General features: G+C 74.1%; 17 protein-coding genes. 9 read left to right on the top strand and 8 right to left on the bottom strand.

The annotated features are described in order from the left end of the window. Window positions 1–140: 140 nt before the first annotated feature. The 7 genes from FB388_RS14300 to FB388_RS14270 all read left to right on the top strand — a co-directional run bounded on the left by FB388_RS14300 (window position 141) and on the right by FB388_RS14270 (window position 8,895). Window positions 141–743: a PadR family transcriptional regulator gene (locus FB388_RS14300; protein ID WP_142101140.1), complete on the top strand. Its 603-nt coding sequence runs from the start codon at window positions 141–143 to the stop codon at window positions 741–743. 96 nt (window positions 744–839) lie between these two features. Continuing rightward, complete coding sequence (locus tag FB388_RS14295) at window positions 840–1,805, top strand: ATP-binding cassette domain-containing protein (protein ID WP_142101138.1); 966 nt, start codon at window positions 840–842, stop codon at window positions 1,803–1,805. After that, window positions 1,802–2,611, top strand: a complete 810-nt coding sequence (locus FB388_RS14290; RefSeq protein ID WP_142101135.1) for an ABC transporter permease — start codon at window positions 1,802–1,804, stop codon at window positions 2,609–2,611. The genes FB388_RS14295 and FB388_RS14290 overlap by 4 nt, the downstream gene beginning before the upstream one ends. Next, window positions 2,608–3,057, top strand: a complete 450-nt coding sequence (locus tag FB388_RS14285; RefSeq protein WP_246121918.1) for a nitroreductase/quinone reductase family protein — start codon at window positions 2,608–2,610, stop codon at window positions 3,055–3,057. Before FB388_RS14290 ends, FB388_RS14285 begins: the two co-directional genes overlap by 4 nt. Before the next feature lie 47 nt (window positions 3,058–3,104). After that, the gene (locus FB388_RS14280) at window positions 3,105–5,402 is read left to right on the top strand and encodes an ATP-binding cassette domain-containing protein (RefSeq protein WP_211361913.1); all 2,298 of its coding nucleotides are present in this window, start codon (window positions 3,105–3,107) and stop codon (window positions 5,400–5,402) included. Then, window positions 5,399–8,125, top strand: a complete 2,727-nt coding sequence (locus tag FB388_RS14275) for a DEAD/DEAH box helicase (RefSeq protein ID WP_246121916.1) — start codon at window positions 5,399–5,401, stop codon at window positions 8,123–8,125. The genes FB388_RS14280 and FB388_RS14275 overlap by 4 nt, the downstream gene beginning before the upstream one ends. After that, the gene (locus FB388_RS14270; RefSeq protein ID WP_142101133.1) at window positions 8,122–8,895 is read left to right on the top strand and encodes an SWIM zinc finger family protein; all 774 of its coding nucleotides are present in this window, start codon (window positions 8,122–8,124) and stop codon (window positions 8,893–8,895) included. Before FB388_RS14275 ends, FB388_RS14270 begins: the two co-directional genes overlap by 4 nt. Before the next feature lie 30 nt (window positions 8,896–8,925). Here FB388_RS14270 and FB388_RS14265 read toward each other — a convergent pair whose 3' ends face one another. The 8 genes from FB388_RS14265 to FB388_RS14230 form a co-directional block, all read right to left on the bottom strand. Continuing rightward, complete coding sequence (locus FB388_RS14265; protein WP_211361912.1) at window positions 8,926–9,336, bottom strand: hypothetical protein; 411 nt, start codon at window positions 9,334–9,336, stop codon at window positions 8,926–8,928. Then, window positions 9,333–9,749: a MarR family winged helix-turn-helix transcriptional regulator gene (locus FB388_RS14260; RefSeq protein ID WP_211361911.1), complete on the bottom strand. Its 417-nt coding sequence runs from the start codon at window positions 9,747–9,749 to the stop codon at window positions 9,333–9,335. Before FB388_RS14260 ends, FB388_RS14265 begins: the two co-directional genes overlap by 4 nt. Next, entirely contained in the window at window positions 9,746–10,981 is a 1,236-nt protein-coding gene (locus FB388_RS14255; RefSeq protein WP_246121915.1) for an RNA polymerase sigma factor, read from the bottom strand. The genes FB388_RS14260 and FB388_RS14255 overlap by 4 nt, the downstream gene beginning before the upstream one ends. Beyond that, complete coding sequence (locus FB388_RS14250) at window positions 10,978–11,307, bottom strand: YciI family protein (RefSeq protein ID WP_142101130.1); 330 nt, start codon at window positions 11,305–11,307, stop codon at window positions 10,978–10,980. The genes FB388_RS14255 and FB388_RS14250 overlap by 4 nt, the downstream gene beginning before the upstream one ends. Before the next feature lie 5 nt (window positions 11,308–11,312). Further along, window positions 11,313–11,939: a dihydrofolate reductase family protein gene (locus FB388_RS14245; RefSeq protein WP_142101128.1), complete on the bottom strand. Its 627-nt coding sequence runs from the start codon at window positions 11,937–11,939 to the stop codon at window positions 11,313–11,315. A gap of 45 nt (window positions 11,940–11,984) precedes the next feature. After that, window positions 11,985–13,241, bottom strand: a complete 1,257-nt coding sequence (locus FB388_RS14240) for a heparan-alpha-glucosaminide N-acetyltransferase domain-containing protein (protein ID WP_142101125.1) — start codon at window positions 13,239–13,241, stop codon at window positions 11,985–11,987. Beyond that, window positions 13,178–15,028 carry a serine/threonine-protein kinase gene (locus FB388_RS14235; protein WP_246121914.1) on the bottom strand — a complete coding sequence of 617 codons (1,851 nt, stop codon included), beginning with the start codon at window positions 15,026–15,028 and terminating at the stop codon, window positions 13,178–13,180. Before FB388_RS14235 ends, FB388_RS14240 begins: the two co-directional genes overlap by 64 nt. 73 nt (window positions 15,029–15,101) lie before the next feature. Next, window positions 15,102–16,298, bottom strand: coding sequence for a lactate 2-monooxygenase (locus FB388_RS14230; RefSeq protein ID WP_142101123.1), 1,197 nt, complete (start codon window positions 16,296–16,298; stop codon window positions 15,102–15,104). A 56-nt stretch (window positions 16,299–16,354) separates the two neighbouring features. Between FB388_RS14230 and FB388_RS14225 the strand changes: the two genes are divergently transcribed. After that, complete coding sequence (locus tag FB388_RS14225) at window positions 16,355–17,062, top strand: SIMPL domain-containing protein (RefSeq protein WP_142101120.1); 708 nt, start codon at window positions 16,355–16,357, stop codon at window positions 17,060–17,062. 41 nt (window positions 17,063–17,103) lie between these two features. Beyond that, a complete protein-coding gene (locus FB388_RS14220) occupies window positions 17,104–17,901 on the top strand; it encodes a DUF427 domain-containing protein (protein ID WP_142101117.1) in 798 nt (265 codons plus the stop codon). Window positions 17,902–18,456: the final 555 nt, after the last annotated feature.

Below are 18,456 nucleotides of genomic sequence, written 5' to 3'. Positions count from 1 at the left end.
GTGACTTCCCCGATCTTCCGCGACGCTCCCCTGGCCGGCGCAGCAGTACGCAGCCGACTGCGCCGCTCCACCTGGTCAGACGCGCAGTCGGGGGCCGAGTTCCGCGGTACAACCGATCGGGTGGCCTAGTCTCTGCACCGATGTCGGCGACGCGCTTGCTCGTACTGGGGATCGTCCGCGGGTACGGGCGCGCCCACGGCTACCGGATCGGCAACGACCTGCTGTCGTGGGGCGCCGACGAGTGGGCGAACGTGAAGTGGGGCTCGATCTACCACGCCTTGCGCTCGCTCACCGAGGGCGGCTTCCTCCTCGATCACAACGACATCCCCGGGCGCACCGAGTACGAGCTCACCGAGCGCGGTGAGACCGAGTTCATGAAGCTGCTGCGCGACGCGCTGCGCCGCCCGCAGCCACGTCCCGACGCGTTGGGCGCGGCGCTCGCGATGTTGCCCTCGCTGCCCCGCGAGGAGGCGATCGCCCTGCTACGGGAGCGTCTCGGGGCGTTGGAAGCCGCACGTGACAAGGCGCGCGCACAGGTCGACGCGCTGGTCGACCCGCCGCACGTGCGGGAGCTGTTCGGCATGTGGGAGCACAGCGCGGCGACCAGCGCCGAATGGACGCGGGGCGTCATCGAGCGGCTCGAGGGCGGCGCGTACCCGATGGCCGGTGAGCCCCGCTCCCCGGGCAAGCCCGGCGGGTGGCACGCGCTGAAGTTCCCGCCGTATCCACCGCGGGACGAGTAACGCCCGCCCGGTTCCTGGCGATTCAAGTTTGCATACCCCCCTCCTCGTGCGGCATCCTGCACGGCCGAGGGTTCAAACTTGAGTAACGGGAGGAACATGGTTGCCGCGGTGAGCGCGGAGGCGCTCCGCAAGCGCTACCCGGGATCCGGCGAGCCCGCGCTCGACGGGTTCGACCTGTCCGTGCCACCGGGCACGGTGCACGGGCTGCTCGGCCCGAACGGGGCGGGCAAGACCACCGCCGTCCGGATCCTCACCACACTGCTGCGCGCCGACGGCGGGCATGCCGAGATCGACGGTTTCGACGTCGCGACGCGGGCCGCGGACGTCCGCAGGCGGATCGGGCTGGTCGGCCAGTACGCCGCTGTCGACGAGATCCTGGACGGCCGCCGCAACCTGGTGATGTTCGGCAGGCTCTTCCACCTGTCCCGCTCGGACGCGCAGCGGCGAGCCGACGAGCTGCTCACGCGGTTCGACCTCGCCGACACCGGTGCGCGGCCGGTCGGGAAGTACTCCGGCGGCATGCGGCGCCGGCTCGACCTGGCCGTGAGCATGATCCTCGCGCCCGCGGTGCTCTTCCTCGACGAGCCCACCACCGGGCTCGACCCGCGCGGTCGCGCCGAGGTGTGGGAGGCGGTGCGCGGGCTCGTCGCCGCGGGCACGACCGTCCTGCTCACCACGCAGTACCTGGACGAGGCCGATCAGCTCGCCGACCGGATCTCGGTCCTCGCCGCACCCAAGGGCGGCGGTGGCCGGGTGGTCGCCGAGGGCACACCGGACGAGCTGCGGTCGCGGATCGGCGGCGACCGGATCGACCTCGTGGTCCGGCACGCGGGCGACCTCGCGTGCGCCGCCGCGCTCCTGGAACGGGTCGCCGGGACCGCACCCGACGTCGAGCAGGCGACGCGCCGGGTGGCGGCTCCGGTGAGCGACCGCATGGAGGCGCTCACCGCGGTCGTGCAGGGGCTGCAGCGGGAAGGGATCGACGCGGAGGACCTCACCGTGCGCCGCCCCACCCTCGACGAGGTGTTCCTGCACCTGACGTCGGCGGGGGTGGCGGCGTGACCGTTCTCCCCGCGCCCGGGTCGCGGCTGCGCTGGGCGCTCACCGACGCCGGCACGCTGACCCGTCGCTACCTGGCCCACCTGCGCCGCCAGCCCGAGCAGTTCGTGATGACGATCGGGTTCCCGATCCTCATCCTGCTGATCTTCGTCTACCTGATGGGCGGCATGCTGGTCGTACCGGGCGACGACTACCGGCAGCTGCTGCTCCCCGGCATGTTGACGATGACGATGTTGTCCGGGATCGGCAGCACGATGATCGCGGTCGTCACCGACGCGCAGCGGGGCATCACCGACCGGTTCCGGTCCATGCCGATGTCGCACTCGGCGGTGCTCGTCGGGAGGGCCGCCGCCGATCTCGCGATCTCGGCGATCGGGCTGGCCGCGCTCGTGCTCGCCGGGCTGGCGATCGGCTGGCGGTGGAGCACCGGCCCGCTGTCCGTCGCCGCCGCGGTCGGGCTGCTCCTGCTGTTGCGCTTCGCGCTGCTCTGGGTGGGCGTCTACCTGGGACTGATCGCCCGCGGCACCGGGGCGGTCACGGCGGTCCAGGCGCTGGAGTTCCCGGTGGCGTTCCTGTCCGGGGTCTTCTTCGCACCGGCCGCCATGCCCGCCGTCGTCTCGACGATCGCCGAGTGGAACCCGCTGACCGCCACCGCGGCCGCCAGCCGGGAGCTGTTCGGCAACCCCGGCTGGAGCAGCGACACCTGGGCCGCCCAGCACCCCGTCCTCATGGCCCTCGCCTGGCCACTCGTGATCATCGCGGTCTTCGGGCCGCTCTCCGTCCACCGCTACCGGGAGATGAGCCGTTGACCACCCAGAACCCCACCCCGCCCCGCTGGCTGAAGCCGATGAACAAAGTCTTCCTCGCGCTGCAGCGCCTCGGCCTCGGCATGAGGGAGCTCCCGGTGCTCACCGTGCCCGGCCGAAAGAGCGGCAAGCCGCGCAGCACGCCGCTCTCGGTGCTGGAGCACGAGGGGCAGCGCTACCTCCTGGAAGGCTTCCCCGGCGCCGACTGGGCCCGCAACGTCCGGGCGGCCGGCGGTCGCGCCACGCTGAGCACCGGCAAGCGGCGCGAGGAGGTGCGGCTCGTCGAGCTGGACCGCCACGACGCGCTCCCGGTGCTGCGGCTCTGGCCGGTGCGCCTCGCCGACGGAGCGAAGATCATGGCGGACGCCGGTGTGGTGGAGGCTGTGACACCGGAGGCGTTCGAGAAGGTGGCCGGCCGGTGCGGGGTGTTCCGCGTCGAGACCGCGTGACCGAAACCGGTCAGGAACCGTCCGCTGCCCCGCGTAGGGAGGAATGCATGGAGTTCATACCCGAGTTCATCAGCGTCACCGGGGCCCGCGAGAACAACCTGCGCGACGTGTCGGTCCGGGTTCCGAAGCGCCGGATCACCGCATTCGTAGGGGTGTCCGGGTCCGGCAAGTCGTCGCTGGTGTTCGACACGATCGCGGCGGAGGCGCAGCGGCAGCTCAACGAGACGTTCTCGGCGTTCGTGCGCGGCTTCCTGCCGAAGCTCGGCCAACCCGACGCCGACCTGATCGAGGGCCTGTCGACCGCGATCGTCGTGGACCAGAAGCGCCTCGGCGGTGGCGCCCGCTCCACCCTGGGCACGGTCACCGACATCAACCCCCTGTTGCGGCTGCTGTGGTCGCGCTGCAGCAGCCCGCACGTTGGGTACGGCTACGCGTTCTCGTTCAACGAGCCGCAGGGCATGTGCCCGGGGTGCAGGGGCATCGGGCGCAAGGTGCAGCTCGACCACGCCTCGTTCTTCGACATAGACAAGTCGCTGAACGAGGGCGCGATCCGGCACCGCGACTTCGCCGTCGACTCCTGGTACTGGCACATCTACGCCCAGTCCGGGAAGTTCGACAACGACAAGCCGCTGCGCGAGTACGGCGACGCCGAGTGGCGGCTGTTGCTGTGGGGCTCCGACGAGAAGGTGGCGCTGAAGGGGCCCGGCCGCAAGGCCGTCAACATGGACCTCGAGGGTGTGGAGGCGAAGTTCAACCGGCTCTACATCCAGGCCGACGCCGACTCCGGCAGCTCGGAGCGCAAGCGGGAGACCGTCGCCCGGTTCACCACGTCGGTGCGCTGCCCCGACTGCGGCGGCGCCCGGCTCAACGAGGCGGCGCGCACGGCCACCGTCGGCGGGCGCACCTTGCCCGAGGTCACGGGGATGAACCTGCACGCGCTGCACGCGCTGCTGCCGACGCTCTCGGACCGGGACGTCGCGCCGATCGTCGACGAGGCCACCGAGCGGGTCGGCGCATTGATCGACATGGGGCTGGGCTACCTCACGCTCGACCGCGAGACCTCCACGCTGTCGGGCGGGGAGTCGCAGCGGATCAAGATGGTGCGCCATCTCGGGTCGTCGCTGGTGGACGTCATGTACGTGTTCGACGAGCCGACGATCGGGCTGCACCCGCGTGACGTGGGGCGGATGAACGCCCTGCTGCACCGGCTGCGCGACAAGGGCAACACGGTGCTGGTGGTCGAGCACGACACCGACGTGATCACCGCGGCCGACCACGTCGTGGAGCTCGGCCCGCGCGCGGGCAGCGACGGCGGGCGGATCGTGTACGAGGGCGACGTGGCCGGTCTCGCGAACTCGGGCACCCTCACCGGCGAGTTCCTGCACCGGCCGATCACGCTGCGGGAGCAGCCGCGCACCCCGACCGGGCACCTGCACCTGACGAACGCGAAGGCCAACAACCTGCGCGGCTTCGACCTCGACGTCCCGCTCGGCGTCCTCGTGGCGCTCACCGGCGTCGCGGGCTCCGGCAAGAGCACCCTGGTGCGGGAGGTGCTGGTGCCCCAGCACCCGGGCGCGATCGTCGTGGATCAGAGCGCGGTGGCCACCTCCATCCGTTCCACGCCCGCCACCTGGACCGGGGTGATGGACCAGATCCGCAAGCTGTACGCGAAGGCGACGGGGGTGAAGCCGGCGCTGTTCAGCTTCAACTCCGAAGGCGCCTGCCCCACGTGCAACGGTCTCGGCGTGGTCTACACCGACCTGGCCTTCCTCGACGGCGTGCGCTCCACCTGCACCGAGTGCCACGGCCGCCGCTACACGGAGGAGGTGCTCGCGCTCACCGTCGACGGGAGGTCGATCTCGGACGCGCTGGACATGACCGCGGCCGAGGCGTGCGAGTTCTTCAGCGCGCGGGACATCCGGCGCCGGCTGCAGGCCGTGGTCGACGTCGGGCTGGGCTACCTGACGCTCGGCCAGCCGTTGTCGACGCTCTCGGGCGGCGAGTGCCAGCGGCTCAAGCTGGCCGGGCGGCTGCACGAGGAGGGGAACGTCTACATCCTCGACGAGCCCACCACGGGTCTGCACATGTCCGACTGCGGGCACCTGCTCGCCCTGCTCGACCGGCTCGTCGACGGGGGCAGCTCGGTGATCGTCGTCGAGCACAACCTCGACGTGATCGCCCATGCCGACTGGGTGATCGACCTCGGCCCGGACGGCGGCGACGACGGTGGCACCGTGGTCTTCGAGGGCCCGCCGAGCGAGCTCGTCCGGGCCGGCGGCTCGTTCACCGGTGAGCACCTCGCCCGGCACGTCGCCCGCCACGCGTCACCCCCGGTGGCCGGGTGACGCGGCCTCGGGAACCCGCTCCCGGGTGCGTGGTGTTCGTGCCCGCCGACCCGCCGCGGGCCGGACGGCTGCTGCTCACCGGCGACGTCCTGTCCGGCCTCGGCACGCCCGGGACCGCCCGCCTCGTCCCACCACCCGGCGACGAGGTGCACGACGTGCCGGTGCGGCAGGTGCCGGTCGCCGACGCGCTGCCGGTGCTCCTCCGGGCCGGCGAAGGGGATCCCGCGCTGCTCTTCTGGGCGGCGGCGGCCCGGTTCGCGGTGCACCTGGTGGCGCGGGGCCGCCTGCTGCCCGGCGTCTCGCCTGCCGGGTTCGACGCCTGGCGGGTCGGCCCGCTCGACGCCGAGGACGCCGACCGGCTCCACGCCCTCGCCGCGGCCGTGCCACCCACCGCCCGGGCGGTCCCCGAGCCCGGGGTGGAACGGCCCGCCCTCCCGGCGGCCGCGCCGCTGCTCCGGGCGTTCCTCGACGCCGTGGCCGACGTGCTGCCGCGCTCGCCCGATGCGGTGGAGGCGGCGGGCACTCCGGTGTACGCCTCGCCGGAACCGCAGGCCGTCCCGTACCTGCGGGACTGGGCGGACGAGGTCGCCGCGGGGGTCGACGCGGGGGTGCGGCTGTCGCTGCGCGTGGAGGCGGAGCCGGACGCCACCCGGTTCCGCGCCGTCGTCCAGCTGCACGCACTCGACGACCCGACCCGCGTGGCCGATCTCGCGGCCGTGTGGAGCGGTGCGGCGGTCGGTTTCGGGCCCCGGGCGCGGCTCGACGCGTTGCTCGCCGTGCGGCGCGCTGCACGGTTCTGGGACCCGTTGCAGCAGCTGCTCGGCCAGGCGGTGCCCGACGTCCTCGACCTCGACGACGGGGACGTCTCCGACCTGCTCGGCGACGCCGCCGCCCGGCTGGCCGCCGCGGGGATCGCGGTCCACTGGCCACGGGACCTGCGGCCGGAGCTCTCCGCGCGCGCCGTCGCCGGGCGCGGGAGCGGCCCGACTCCGTTCACGGCGGGCGGCGACCCGCTGCACCTGGACTGGGAGCTCGCCCTGCGCGGCGAGCCGCTCACGGACCAGGAGATGGCCGAGCTGGCCGCGAGCCACCGGCCGGTGGTGCGGCTGCGCGACGAGTGGGTGCTCGTCGACCCGGCGACGCGGGCCCGGGCCACCCACCGCACGCTCGGCCCGGTCGGTCCCGTCACGGCGCTGGGGGCGGCCCTCACCGGCCAGGTGGAAGACCGCGGCACCCCGGTCCCCGTCGTCACGACGGGCTGGCTGCAGGAGCTGAAGGAGCGCATCAGCGCCGCGCCCGAGCCCGTCGACCCGCCGGACGGGCTCGCCGCCTCGCTGCGCGACTACCAGCTGCGCGGCCTCGGCTGGCTGGACCGGATGACCTCGCTCGGCCTCGGGGCCTGCCTCGCCGACGACATGGGCCTCGGCAAGACGATCACCGTGATCGCGCTGCACCTGCACCGCAACGCCCTGGGAGCAGGCCCCACGCTGGTGGTGTGCCCGGCGTCGCTGCTCGGCAACTGGGAACGGGAGATCACGCGGTTCGCGCCGAAGGTGGCGGTGGACCGCTACCACGGCAGCGGCCGCGAACTGCCCGAGCACGACGGGTTCGTCCTGACGACCTACGCCACCATGCGCCTGGACGTGGACACCCTCGCCACGCACCGGTGGGGCATGGTGGTCGCCGACGAGGCGCAGCACGTGAAGAACCCCGCGTCGAGCACGGCGCTCGCGCTGCGCCGCATCCCGTCCGCGGCGCGGGTGGCGCTCACCGGCACCCCGGTGGAGAACGACCTGGTGGAGCTGTGGTCGATCCTCGACTGGACCACACCGGGCCTGCTCGGCCCGCTCGCCGAGTTCCGGGCGCGTTGGGCCGACCCGATCGCCGAGAGGGCCGACCCGGCGCTCGCCGAGCGGTTCGCGCGGCTGATCGCCCCGTTCCTGCTGCGGCGGCGCAAGACGGATCCCGGCATCGCACCGGAGCTGCCGCGCAAGACCGAGACCGACCGCCCCGTCGGCCTCACCCGCGAGCAGGCCGGGCTGTACGAGGCGGTGGTGGCCGAGACGATGGATCGCATCGCCCGCGCCGACGGCATGGCGCGGCGCGGTCTCGTCCTCGCGCTCCTCACCGCGCTCAAGCAGATCTGCGACCACCCCGCGCTGTACGCGAAGGAGCCGGACCCGGTGCTCGTCGGCCGGTCCGGGAAGCTGGAGCTGCTCGACGAGCTCCTCGAGACGATCCTCGCCGAGGACGGCGCCGCGCTCGTGTTCACCCAGTACGTCGCCATGGGGCGGCTCCTGGAGTGGCACCTGCGGGCGCGCGGCACCCCCGTCCAGTTCCTGCACGGGGGCACCCCGGTGCCGGAGCGCGAGGCGATGGTCGAGCGGTTCCAGCGGGGCGAGGCAGCGGTGTTCCTGCTGTCGCTGCGCGCCGCTGGCACCGGGCTCAACCTCACCCGCGCCGACCACGTCGTGCACTTCGACCGCTGGTGGAACCCCGCGGTCGAGGAGCAGGCCACCGACCGGGCGTACCGGATCGGGCAGACCCGCCCGGTGCAGGTGCACCGGCTGATCAGCGAAGGCACCGTGGAGGACCGCATCGCCGCCCTGCTCGAGTCCAAACGCGCGCTCGCCGACTCCGTGCTCGCAGGCGGGGAGGCGGCGTTCACCGAGCTGACCGACGCCGAGCTGGCCGACCTCGTCGCGTTGCGAGGCGACGCATGACCCGGGCGCGGGGGTTCCCCGCGTTCCCACCGCGCCCCGGCAGGCGCGGCCGGTCCTGGTGGGCACGGGCGTTCGTCGCGGCGATGGAGGACGCCGCCCTCCACGCCACGCTCCTGCGGGCCGGGCGGCGGTTCGCCGGCAGCGGGCGGATCGGGCCGATCACGGTGTCGCCCGGCCGGATCGCCGCCACCGTGGAGGACCCGGACGGCAGCTACGACGTGGTCGTGCACCTCGCCGAGCTCACCGACGCGGAGTGGGACCGGTTCCTCGACCAGGTCCGAGCCGAGGCCGGCCACCTCGCGGCGCTGCTGGACCGCGAGGTGCCGCGGTCACTGGTGCGCTCCGCCGACGCCGCCGACGTCGCGCTGCTGCCGACGATCGGCGACCTCGAGTCCGAGTGCGACTGCCCCGACATCGGCGACCCGTGCCAGCACGCCGCGGGTCTCTGCTACCAGGTGGCGTGGCTGCTCGACGACGACCCGTTCGTGCTGCTCCTGTTGCGCGGACGCGGCGCTGACGAGCTGCTCGACGTCCTCGGTCGCGAACCCGTTGCGGCTCCCGGGCCTCCCGTCCCGGGGCGGGACGTCGACCGTCCGGTGCCGGCCACCGCGGCGTACGCGGCCGACCCGCCCGGGCTGCCCGCACCGCTCCCGGCGCCGGCTCGGGCCACCGATCAGGTGTTCCCGGCGCCGCCGGGCCTCCCGTCGGAGGCACTGGCACAGCTGGTGAACGGTGCCGTCGCGCGCGCCCGGGCACTCCTCGTCGAATGATCCCGACGTGGGGCGGCGATCAGCGCGGAGTCACGAGCCGGACCGGACGGTCCACGGGAACGGAGCGAGGTCGGGCTCGACCCAGCCGGTGCGGGCGCGGACGTCGGCCAGGGTCGTGGAGCGGTAGAAGCGGGTGAGCAGACACTTGTCGAGCAGCTCGGGGTTGCGGCCGGTGAACGCGGAGAAGTCCGGGGTCGGGTCCTCGGCCGTGTGGTGGGCCACCAGCTCGACCCACGCCCTGCTGACCGTGACGTGGTACTTCTGCGGCGCTCCGGCGTAGCGGGCGGTGCGCCGGATCCCGTCGCTGACCACGGTGACGGCCGCCGGCATCCCGCTGCGGCGCACGGCGAGCCAGGTCAGGTGCACGTGCTGGCGGTGCCCGAAGGCGTCGGCGGAGGCCATGACCTCGGCCATCAGCTCGTCGAACACACCGGCGGTCACGGCGACACCTCGGCGAGGGCCCGCAGGACGGTGCGGAAGCCGGCGATCGCTTCCGGGGGAAGGCCGTCGAGCGCGCGGGCCTCCACCGAGGCCAGCGTCCGGCGGATCGTGTCGGCGGCCTGCCGGCCCGACGAGGTCAGCTCGATGACCACGACCCGCCGGTCGGCCGGGCGCACGCCGCGGCTGATGTGGCCTCGGCGTTCGAGCCGGTCGAGCACGCTGGTGATCGTGCTCGGCCGGGAGCCGGCCGCGTCGCAGATCTCGGAGACGGTGAGGCCGGGGCCGTCGGCCAGGATCGCCAGCACGTTGATCTCGGAAGCCGTGAGGGCGAGGTCGGCCAGCTCGGCGGCCAGTACCTGCAAGGTGGCGTGGGTGGCGCGCTGCAGCGCCAGCAACGCCGAGTCAGAAGTCACGATTTCGGAATATACGAGCTCGTAATAGATTCGGCAAGCCGGCCGGCGAGGAAGTCGCGCTCGCTCTCGTTCGGGGTCAGCGCGAGCGCCCTCTCGTACGCCGCGGCCGCCTCGGCGTCCCGCCCCAGCCGGCGCAGCAGGTCCGCCTTCGCGGCCGGCAGGTAGCGGTAGCCGCTCAGCCGGGGATCGCCGTCGAGGGCCTCGAGCTCGGCCAGCCCGGCGGCAGGCCCGTGGACCATCGCCACCGCGACGGCCCGGTTCAGCGCCACCACCGGGGACGGCCAACGCCGCAGCAGCTCGTCGTAGAGCACGAGGATCTGCGGCCAGTCGGTCTCGTCGTAGGCCGGGGCGATGGCGTGCAGCGTCGCGATCGCGGCCTGCAGCGCGAACCGCCCGGGGTCGCCGCCGCGCAACGCGCGCACGACCAGCGCGTCCGCTTCCGCGATGGCGGCGGAGTCCCACGCGGTGCGGTCCTGCTCCTCCAGGCGCAGCAGCCGGCCGTCCGCGGCGGTGCGGGTCGTCCGGCGCGCGTGGTTGGCCAGCAGCAGCGCGAGCAGCCCGCTCACCTCCCGCTCCCGCGGCAGCAGGGCGCGCAGCATGCGGGCGAGGTCGAGGGCGCGTTCTGCGAGGTCGTCACGGGTGAGTGCGGGCCCGGCCGGCGCGGTGTGCCCGGTCGTGAAGAGCAGGTGGATGACGGTCAGGACGGCGTCGAGCCGCGCCGGCAGCGCGTTCGGCGCCGGCATGCGGAACGGGATGCGGCTCGTCGCGATCTTCTTCTTGGCCCGGGTGATCCGGGCCGCCATGGTCGGCTCCGGCACCAGGAAGGCCTGCGCGACATCGGGTGTCGCCACGCCGCAGACCAGCCGGAGCGTCAGCGCCACCTGCGCCTCGAGCGCCAGTGCCGGGTGGCAGCACAGGAACACCAGCCGCAACCGGTCGTCGGCCACGGCCGGGAGCGCGGGCGGTTCGACCAGCAGGTGCAGCTTCGCCTGCTGGGTCCGCGCCCGGCGGACGGCGTCCAGGGCGTTGTGCCGGGCGGCGGTGGTGAGCCACGCGCCGGGACGGGCCGGCACTTCGTCCACCCAGGCCTCGAGCGCGGCGGCATAGGCGTCCTGGACGCACTCCTCGGCCAGGTCCAGGTCGCGGGTGACGCGCACCGTCGCGGCGAGCACGGCGGCCCACTCGCGACGGTGCGCGTCGGCGACCGCGCGGCCGACGACCTCCGGGATCACAGGAGCGGCCGCACCTCGACCGCCCCGTCCATGATCGGGAGGAGCTTGCCGACCGCGAGCGCCGTGTCGAGGTCGGGGGCCTCCACCACGAAGAACCCGGCGAGCACCTCCTTGGTCTCCAGGAAAGGCCCGTCGGTGACGAGGCCGTCCTTGCGGATCGTCCGCGTGGCCGCGGCCGGCTGCAGAGCTAACTCGTGGACGATCCGCACGCCCAGCGCGGCGATCTTGTCGCCGGCCGCGATGTTCGCCTCCATCACCTCCGGCGGGATGTCGGCCACGCCGCCGGGCAGCTCCTTCTCGTAGATGAGCACCGCGTACTGGGGCATGCTCCTCACCAGTTCCCTGTCTCGGGGCCAAGCGCACCGTAGGTGATGGCGCCCGCTCGCGCGTACCGGCCGACGACGACCCCCGACCGGGTGGTCGCGGAGGCGACCAGGTCGAAGCGGGCCGGCACCGTCCCGCTCCCGAACAGCCGCTTGCCCGAGCCGATGAGCACCGGGATCACGACGAGGTGCAGCTCGTCGACGAGGTCGTGCGTGAGCAGCGTCTGCACGAGCTGCCCGCTGCCGTGCACCTGGATCTCACCGCCGTCGGACTTCTTGAGCTCGGCGACGGCGTCCGCCGCCTCACCGTCGAGGAGCGTGGAGTTCTGCCAGCTCACCGATGTGAGGGTCCGGGACGCGACGTACTTGGGCACGGCGTTCCACTTCGAGCCGATCGGGTCGTCGGCCGACGCGAGCGGCCAGGTGGCGGCGAACTCCTCGTAGGTCCGCCGACCGAGCAGTAGCGCGTCGGCCCGGGCGGTGGAACCGATCGCCCGCGCGAGGACCTCGTCGTCGATGTGCGGCACCGCCCAGCCGCCGTGTTCGAACCCGCCGTCGCGGTCCTCGTCGGGCCCGCCGGGTGCCTGCACTACGCCGTCCAACGAAATGAACGCCGCCACCATCAGAGTGCGCATGCCATCTCCTCCGCACATGTCCGGGGCGCCGCGTACCGGCGCCCGTCATGTGCCCGGCGGGCGAGGAGGATCCGAATCGACAGCCTTCGGTGTGATGCCGGTCACGAGACGGCGCACCGCTCGGCCTGCTGCTGACAGGACCGCCTCCAGCGGCCCGCGGACCCCGGCGAACCGCAGGGCCAGCCCGACCAGCGTGGCGGCCAGCACGTGGCCGAGCCAGAGAACGAGGTCGTCGGAACCCCTCCCGGCGTACCAGGCGAGGGCCACCACGTGGAGCGTGTAGAGGGTGAGCGGCGCCGAGCCGAGCGCGGCGGGCACCAGCACCACCCGGGGAGCCCATCGCGACAGGAGCAGCATCGTGCCGAGCACGGCCAGGGCCGAGCCGGTGGTGGCGGCCAGGTCGAGGGTGCTGCCGGAGTGCGGGGTGTCGACCGCGAGCCACCACCAGGTCCCGGTGGGCGTGGTGCCGTAACGCCGCTCCGACGCCGCGGCGCCGAGCACCCACACCCCGTTGCCCGGCCCCAGCAGCAGCGCCGACGCGGTGTGCGCGGCCACTGCCAGCGCGGCACCGCCGACGAGCAGGCCGGTCGCCACCTGGGGCCGGCGCAGGTCGAGCCGGCCCACCGCCATCCCGGCGAGCAGGTACGTCGTCCACGTCAGCACCGGGTAGTAGCCGGTGAGCACGAGCGTGACCACGGCGTTGCCGGGCGCCGCCAGCGCAGGCCACCCGACCTGCGCGCCCGGCCCCTCCGGCATCCCCTCCCGCAGCAGCTGGCTCGCCACCGGCGTGAGGACGCACGCGAGCACCGCGCCGGCCGCGAGCAGGCCGCGCGGGACCCGTACCAGGAATGCGGCCACCACGAACAGCACCCCGTAGTAGGCCAGGATGATCGCCACCGGGGCCCTCGTCGCCACGAGCGTGAGGCCCACCGCGGCGACCAGCGCCCCGCGCACGACGAGGGCGGCTCCGGCACCGAGGTGGGCCCGCGTGCCACGCGGCCGCTGCATACCCCCGGTGGCGAGCGCCACCCCGACCCCGGCCAGCACCGCGAACAGCGCCGACGCCCGCCCCGACGCGATCATGCCGGTGAGCGTCGGCTCGCGGCCCTCGCGGAGCGGGAAGATGTGCGTGGCGAACATCCCGACGAGCGCCACGGCCCGCGCCGCGTCGACACCGACGATGCGTTCCCGGCGGGACCTGGTCCGGTGCCGCCCGACCGCCGCCTCGAGGGCCCCCGTCACCGGGCCGGTGCGCTCGCGCCGACCGGCCCGCCCGGCCGCCCCCCGGTGCGGCGCAGCCACTCGTCGAGGGTGCTCTGCACCGCGCGCAGCGCCGGCCTGCGGCGCGGGTCGGTGTCCAGCGCGGCACGCAGCAGCGGCAGGTGCGCCGACCGGGGCGGGAGATGGCTGAGCGGGGCACCGGACGCCGCGGCGCGCAGCCCGGACACCGCGTCGGCGTGAACGCCGCGTGGCGGGTGCCCGGTGAGCGCGTAGGAGATCGTGGCGGCGAGCTGCCACGAGTCGGACGCCGGGGTGGCCCGCTCACCACACGCGACCTCGGGGGCGAGGTAGTCCGGGGTTCCGAGCACGAACCCCGCCATCGTGAGCGTGGAGTCGCCGGTCTTGCGCGCGATCCCGAAGTCGATGAGGTGCGCCAGCCCGGCCTGGTCGACGACGACGTTGGCCGGCTTGACGTCGCGGTGCAACACGCCGCGCCCGTGTGCGGCATCGAGCGCGCCCGCGAGCCCGATCCACACCCGCGCCGCGGTGACGTCGTCGAGCGGGCCGCGGCCGCGCACGAGGTCGCCGAGGGGCGAGCCCTCGACGTACTCCATCACGATCACGAGGCCCTCGAGGTCGCGGAGGCCGGGGTCGGCAGCGGCCGGCAGCAGGTCGTGGATGCGCACGCAGTGCGGGTGGCGAACGGCCACGAGGGCGCGCGCCTCCCGCCGGATCCGCTCCTCGGTCTCGGGGTCGGGTGCGTGAGCGGCCTTCAGCGCGACGGGGTGCCCGAGGCGGGAGTCGTGAGCGAGCCACACCCCGCCGAACCCGCCCGCGCCGAGCTTGCGGATCAGATGAAAGCGGCGCCCACCCGCCCCCGGCGATGGGGCGACGAGCGTGGGGCGCGGCGGACCCGACGGGCCGCGGGGCGGCAGCGGCACGTGCCCAGGGGCCTGGCTCAGGGCGCGGTTCGGGGCTTGCTGCTGAGCCGGCGGCCGGGACGTCGGCACGACCACCGGCGGCTCGGGCTGCCGCGCCGCGAACCGCCGCGCCAGCCGGTCGGCGAGAGACGCCTGCGGCAGACCGCCCGCGCCGGGCGGACGAGCGGCGGCCGCGACCGGCGGGCGCAGCGACTCCACCCGTGGTGGCTGCCGGGGAACCGGGGCGGGGGTGGCCAGCGAACGGCGCACCACCTCGCGCGGCGGCGCCCCGACCGTCAGCACGACGGCGATGCCCAGGAACGCGCCGACGGCGACCCCGATCCACAGGTGGCCCGTCGACCCGGCGGGCGTCCGCGCCGTCAGCACGGTGAGCGCCAGCAGCGGCACCCAGAAGAACTTGGCCGGCCAGCTGGGCCCGCGCCGCAGCGCCAGCCGCGCCTGCACCGCCACACAGACCGCAGCAACCAGCGGGAACCCGACGAGCAGGACGACCGCGAGGCCGAACCGCACCGGGTCGGCCGGGTTGAACGCGGCCGCCACGGTGTAGCCGCCCAGGTAGGCCGACTGCGGGGTGAAGCACACGGTGGTGCCGAGGTCGGCGAGCTGGGCCGAGGTGAACCCGTCGACCTCACGCCCCGCGGCCACGGCGCGGAAGACCCGCCCGGTGGCCGTGAACACGGCGAGCGGAAGCAGCCCGGCGCCGACCAGCCCGGCGAGGACGACGAGCACCGACTCGCCCGCCCCGTAGCGGGATCCGATCCGCTTGCGCAGCACCGCAACCAGCACCGCGCCGGCGGTGGGCAGCAGCCCGACGCCGATGCCCAGCACCGTGACCGCCCACGGCCATCCGCCGGGGCAGGACTCGGCGGCCAGCGCCGTGCGCAGGCTCGCCACCAGGCCGGCGACGAGCGCGGTGAGCGCGTCCACGCCGTGCTCCCCTTCCTTCGGCCCCACGGCGGGCCGCCGGGGGACTCCCGGCACCTACTATGGCATCACGAGGTCACGCGCCGATGTAGGCGACGTGCTTCGCCGCGTCCCGCACCGCGTCCTTCGCCCCGCGCAGCTGGGCGAGGTCGGCGAAACCGGAGAGCGCGAGGGTGAGGTCGAGCTCGGCGAGCACCGAGCGCAACACGTGCCGGACCCCGTCCTGGCCGCCCAGCGCGAGCCCGTAGACGTACGGACGGCCGAGCAGCACGGCGTCGGCGCCCAGCGCGAGCGCAACCGCGGCGTCGGCGCCGCTGCGGATCCCCGAGTCGAACAGCACTGCAGCGCGCCCGTCGACGGCTGCGACGATCCCCGGCAGCGCGTCGAGCGACCCGATCGCCCGGTCGACCTGGCGCCCGCCGTGGTTGGACACCACGATCCCGTCCATCCCGGCTTCGAGCGCGTGCAGGGCGTCGTCCACGTGCTGCACGCCCTTCAGCACGATGGGCCCGTCCCAGTGCTCGCGCAGCAGGTCGAGCCGGTCCCAGCGCACGGCGGCGCCCGTGAACATCGGTACCCAGCGCCCGACCGCGGCCATGAGGTCCTCCTCGGGCGGCGCGGCGAGGCCGGCCCGGAACGCCGGGTCGGAGAACGGGATCGCGGTGCCCACGCCCCGCAGGAACGGCAGGTAGGACAGATCCAGGTCGTGCGGGCGCCAGCCGAGCGTCCAGGTGTCGAGCGTGACCACCAGCACCTGGTGGCCCGCGGCCCTGGCCCGCTCGAGGATGCTCACGGTGACCGCGTCCTCGGTGGGCCAGTACAGCTGGTACCAGCGTGGAGCGTCGCCGGACGCGGCGGCGACCTCCTCGATCGTGTGCGACGACGCTGTCGACAGCACCATCGGCACGCCCAGCTCCGCCCCTGCCCGGGCCACCGCCAGCTCACCGTCCGGGTGCACGATCGACATCACCCCGATCGGGGCGAGCAGCAGCGGCGCCGGCATCGCCGTGCCGAGCAGGGTGGTGGACCAGTCCCGCTCGGTGGTGTCGCGCAGCATCCGCGGCACCATCCCGTACCGGTCGAACGCCGCCCGGTTTGCGCGCATGGTGGCGCCCCCGCCCGCACCGCCCGCGACGTAGCCGAACGGGCCGTCATCGAGCACCGACCGCGCGGCCGCTTCCAGCCGCGCCGGGTCGGTGGACAGAGCGGGCCGCTCGCCGGCGAGCCCGTTGAGGTAGATCTCGGCGCCGTAGGCGGCGAACGGAACGCCCATTCCTCGAAACCTAGCCGTTCATGCAACCGATCCCGCGGCCGTTCCGTCCTGGAGGCATGCACCGCGCCACGATCCCGCTGCTCGCCCTCGCCACGTTCGCCCTGTCCGGATGCGCACCGACGGCGCCCGCCCCGTCCGGACAGGCCGCGCCGCCCGCCATCACCGCCCGCGCCACCGGCACCGTCGTCGCCGCGCCGGACACGGCCAGCATCGTGCTCGGGGTGACGACGCGGGACCGCAGCGCGACCGCGGCGCTCACCGCCAACTCCGAGCGCGCCAACGCCGTGGTCGGGGTCCTGCAGGGCGCGGGGGTGGCGCCCGCCGACATCCGCACGAGCCAGCTCACCGTGTACCCGACGAGCGCGCCCGAGACCGGGCGGATCACCGGCTACGAGGTGAGCAACCAGGTCACGGCCACCCTGCACGACATCGCCGCGGCCGGGGCGCTGATCGACCAGGCGGCCGCCGCCGCCGGCGACGCGATCCGCGTGCAGACCATCCAGTTCTCCATCGCGGACGAGAGCGCGGCCCGTGCCGAGGCGCGGGCCGATGCGGTGCGCCGCGCGCTCGCCCAGGCGCGGCAGCTCGCCGACGCGGCGGGGGTCGGGCTGGGAGCGGTGCGCTCGATCGTCGAGCTGGCGGGCGAGCAGCCGCCGATCGCCTACAAGGCCGAGGCCGCCGACCGCGCCGTGCAGTCGGTTCCGATCCAACCGGGCACGCAGGAGCTGGCAGTCACGGTGGAGGTCGTGCACGACATCGCGTAGATCCGCCGGAATGCGCGGCCGCTCCCGGTGTTGCTGATGACATGGCTCTCACCCGTGCCGACGGTCCGCTGTCCGCGGCCGCGCCCGCCACCGTCAACTACCGGATCGACGGCCCCGCCCACAAGCTGCTCATGCACCCGTTCCCGCGCCGCGTACGCGCCGAGGTCGCCGGCCGCACCGTCCTCGACACCCGCGGCGGCGTGCTCGTCCACGAGACGAACCTGCTGCCGCGGCTGTACGTGCCCGAGGAGGACATCGACCAGACGCTGTTCGTGCCGAGCGACCACAGCACGCACTGCCCGTTCAAGGGCGACGCCGGCTACCGCACGCTGCGCGTCGGTGACCGGGTCTTCGAGAACGCGCTGTGGGCCTACCCCGACCCGCTGCCCGACGCCAAGTGGCTCGCCGGGTACGCGTCGCTGTACTGGGAGGCCGCCGACGCGTGGTTCGACGAGGACGAGCAGGTGTTCGCGCACCTCACCGACCCGTACACCCGCGTGGACGTGCGGCCCACCAGCCGGCACGTGCAGGTGCTCGCGGGTGACACGCTCGTCGCCGAGTCCCACCAGCCGCTCGTGCTGAACGAGACCGGCCTCCCGGCGCGCTGGTACCTCTCGCGGGAGGACGTGCGCGTGCCGCTGGAGCCCACGGCCACCCGCACCCGCTGCCCGTACAAGGGCGAGGCGAGCTACTGGTCCGTGCGGCTACCGGACGGCCGCGAGCTCACCGACGCGGCATGGGCCTACCCGAACCCGCTGCCCGAGTCGGCCCGGATCGCCGGGCGGCTGAGCTTCCTGCACGACGGGCTGACGGTGCTGGTCGACGGCGAGCCCGCCTAGTCGTCCTCCTAGACGAGTAAGTCCTAACGGCGGGCCGGCGGTGAACATCGCACTGATCGCCTACAACCACTGATCAGGTCGGACTTGCTCGTCCAGTACGGGTTTTGCGATCACGGGCGTTCGGTGCTCGTGCCAAGCCCGTCCGGTCGCGGGCATGATCCGGAGTATCGGTTCGCCATGGCTGTGCCGACAGCCATGGACAACCGCTACTCGCGATCTTGGCGCTCATGATCCGCTGTATCGGGCGTCCATGGTTGTGGCCGCAGCCATGGAAAACCGCCAGTTCGGATCATGGCCGTCCCGGCAGGGCGATCGCTGCCCTTCTGTCGATCAGTTCTCGTCGGGTCGATCTGGTCAACACGCCGCCGGAGGGCGCGCCGTCCCCGGCTCGAGCCTCCCGGCGCCCGCCCCCGATGCCGGCGGTCCGCCACCATGGGGCGGCGTTCACGGGCTGGCCCCGGTCTCTGCGCCATCGTGCACACCGTCCCGCCACCACACACACCGCCGACCATGTGCACCGACCCCACAGGATGTGCACGCCTACCCGGATCGCAT

Origin of the sequence: Pseudonocardia cypriaca (assembly GCF_006717045.1) — a bacterium.
GTDB classification, from domain to species: domain Bacteria; phylum Actinomycetota; class Actinomycetes; order Mycobacteriales; family Pseudonocardiaceae; genus Pseudonocardia; species Pseudonocardia cypriaca.
Note: the sequence above shows the minus strand (reverse complement) of the source record. Positions and strands in the feature narration are given on the sequence as shown.

What these genes read in the sequence shown, in the direction of transcription:
- FB388_RS14220 (WP_142101117.1), top strand. Translation starts at nt 17,104, where the DNA reads ATGGCTCTCACCCGTGCCGACGGTCCGCTGTCCGCGGCCGCGCCCGCC.
- FB388_RS14300 (WP_142101140.1), top strand. Translation starts at nt 141, where the DNA reads ATGTCGGCGACGCGCTTGCTCGTACTGGGGATCGTCCGCGGGTACGGG.
- FB388_RS14280 (WP_211361913.1), top strand. Translation starts at nt 3,105, where the DNA reads ATGGAGTTCATACCCGAGTTCATCAGCGTCACCGGGGCCCGCGAGAAC.
- FB388_RS14270 (WP_142101133.1), top strand. Translation starts at nt 8,122, where the DNA reads ATGACCCGGGCGCGGGGGTTCCCCGCGTTCCCACCGCGCCCCGGCAGG.
- FB388_RS14295 (WP_142101138.1), top strand. Translation starts at nt 840, where the DNA reads ATGGTTGCCGCGGTGAGCGCGGAGGCGCTCCGCAAGCGCTACCCGGGA.
- FB388_RS14245 (WP_142101128.1), bottom strand. Translation starts at nt 11,939, where the DNA reads ATGCGCACTCTGATGGTGGCGGCGTTCATTTCGTTGGACGGCGTAGTG.
- FB388_RS14230 (WP_142101123.1), bottom strand. Translation starts at nt 16,298, where the DNA reads ATGGGCGTTCCGTTCGCCGCCTACGGCGCCGAGATCTACCTCAACGGG.
- FB388_RS14225 (WP_142101120.1), top strand. Translation starts at nt 16,355, where the DNA reads ATGCACCGCGCCACGATCCCGCTGCTCGCCCTCGCCACGTTCGCCCTG.
- FB388_RS14250 (WP_142101130.1), bottom strand. Translation starts at nt 11,307, where the DNA reads ATGCCCCAGTACGCGGTGCTCATCTACGAGAAGGAGCTGCCCGGCGGC.